A 2,366-nucleotide genomic window follows, 5' to 3' on the forward strand; every position below is an offset into this window, starting at 1 on the left:
GCTGTACGCGGACAACCTCTACGACGGCGAGATCGCGTACACAGACTCGCGCCTCGGCTTCCTGCTCGACCAGCTCGATGGAATGGGGGTGCTCGACAACACCCTGATCATCATGACAGCCGATCACGGCGAAGGCCTGAGCGAACACAATGAAGTGACTCACGCCGTGCTCGCGTACAACTCGACGCTGCATGTGCCGCTGATCATTCGTCCGCCGGCAGGCGTGGTCACGCCGGGCACCGTGATCGAGGAACGTGTAGGCACCGTCGATATCGTGCCCACCGTCCTCGACCTGCTTGGCATTCCACTCCCGGACGATCTGCAGGGCCGTTCGTTGCGGAATGCGTGGCAGCCCGGTGGCACGGCAGGTGGCCCTGCCATGCAGTACGCCGAGAATCTTTCGCCGCGTCTTTCGCATGGCTGGGGAGAGCTGCGCATCCTGTTTGATGCAAACCTCAAGTACATCCACGGCCCCCGTCCGGAGCTCTACGATCTGGCTGTGGATCCGCAGGAAACCCACAACCTGATCGCCGAACGGCCCGAAGAGGGGCAGCGCATGCGACAGGAGCTGTCCGGGTTTCTCGCTGATCACGCGGTGCCCGGAGTAAGCACGACCGAACATCTCAACGATCGCGATCGTCAACGCCTGGAAGCGCTGGGCTACCTGCACAGTTCTGCTGCAGGCGGCGAGACGATTGTGGAAACACTGCACGAGGGTGGCACCCCACCGCAGGACAAGGTCGGCATGCTGAACGACCTCTCCAGCGCGAAGCACCTCATTCATCAGGGACGTCCCGAGTCTGCGCTGCCTTATACCGAGCGCCTGATCGCAGCCTCGAATGACAGCCCCCTGTTCCTGGATCTCCATGCGACCGCGCTTGCTGGTGCCGGACGCATCGATGAAGCATGGGCCATAGCCGAGCGCTTGCACGAACTGGGAAGTCTGTCGGATCCACTGATGCTCAGGCTTTGCACACACCGCTTCCAGGAAGGCAATCAAGATCAGGCTATCGAGGCACTGGAGCGCTTTCTCGACACCAGCCCGAGTGCGCCTGGAGGCTGGCTGCTCGCAACTTTCCATCGCACGCGCGGAGAATCCTTGCAATCGAGAAAGGCACTGGAGCGGGCACTGGATGCCAATTCGAAATTCGTACCCGCGCGTATCGACCTCGCAATCAATTTTGCCGAAAGTGGTGACACATTGGTGGCCGAGGACCAATTCATGCAGGCCATCAGCGATGGCCCCTACGACGTCGAGGCCTGGTACAACTACGGCACATTCACTCTCAAGGATGATCGCGCGATCGAAGCCAGGCGGCTCTTCCAGCGCGCCGTAGATATTTCACCCGACTATCTGAAAGCACACCTCGCGCTGGTGGCGACCTATCTCGCCAGCGGCGACGACGAGGCTGCGCGCAATGCACTCGCCGCGCTCCGGCAACGCGCCCCAGATAGCGAGGAAGCGAGGCTCGCCGCTGAAATGCTGGCTGCACCGGGATCCTGATCGGCTTTTGAGCGGGGGCTTCGTCATGCAGGAACTCGTGTTGGCACCCTTCAATGCCAATGTCCTGCCACCCAGGTAGCGACGACCGTGATCACGCCAGTTCGCCCGGATCGACCCATCGTTGCTTGCTTCCCGAGTACGTCAATTGCACTGCAAACGCGTCTCCGGCCGATGCAAGGCGACCACCTCGTCGGACGATCACTCCGAAGCGGCCAGCATGCATCATCCTGGTGTCGCTGGCCCGATTGGCGGGACGCGGGCTGACGAGAACGCAGGATTTCGCTCAACTCAAGAAAACAGTCAGCCGCTGAAGCCAGAACCGACCTTGTCAGGCGAAGAAGCGGGCTTTCCGGAGAACTCGTTCGAATGCGTCCATGGGCTCGCCATGTTTTCTGACCGAGCACCTGCGGGAATCAGGGAGCCCCCAGTGACGCTCGATGGCGGCGGCTGACGGCAGCATTGCCCAGCGATCACCGATGCAGGGGGGTGTGCGAAAACCAGGTAGTGGGGCGCAAGTAGAGTCCCGCTGCGAAACGGCATCCTCGAATCGCGCGTCGACGGTCGGCAAGCGATTCAGCAAAGCCCGCCAGGCACCCGCAGCTTCACCGAGCCCCCATTCGGTGACACAAGAACGGGATGCCGCGGCACCAGCGCTGATCAGTGCCGTTTGGTTATTCGCGAATCAGGCAACAAAAAACCCGCAATCCTGCGAGTTTCATTGGTGCATTCCCGATTGCGCAAGACGCTCTCAAGCCCACAACTGGTGCCGGCACCCGGATTCGAACTGGGGACCTACCGCTTACAAGGCGGTTGCTCTACCAACTGAGCTATGCCGGCGTTGGGGGTGCGCATTCTAGTGGAC

Annotated in this window: 1 protein-coding gene and 1 tRNA gene; one reads left to right on the plus strand and one right to left on the minus strand. The window is 61.3% G+C overall.

Annotated features, from left to right (window positions below; translation table 11 throughout):
• Positions 1-1,504 (plus strand): sulfatase-like hydrolase/transferase (locus WBP53_RS10825; RefSeq protein ID WP_423928786.1); only part of this gene is annotated, 1,504 nt, incomplete at its 5' end.
• Positions 1,505-2,265: 761 nt separating this feature from the next.
• On the opposite strand, the gene WBP53_RS10830 is transcribed toward WBP53_RS10825, so the two are convergent.
• A tRNA-Thr gene (locus WBP53_RS10830) sits at positions 2,266-2,341 on the minus strand.
• Positions 2,342-2,366 lie beyond the last annotated feature (25 nt).

This window comes from Dokdonella sp., assembly GCF_049593775.1.
GTDB lineage: Bacteria > Pseudomonadota > Gammaproteobacteria > Xanthomonadales > Rhodanobacteraceae > Dokdonella.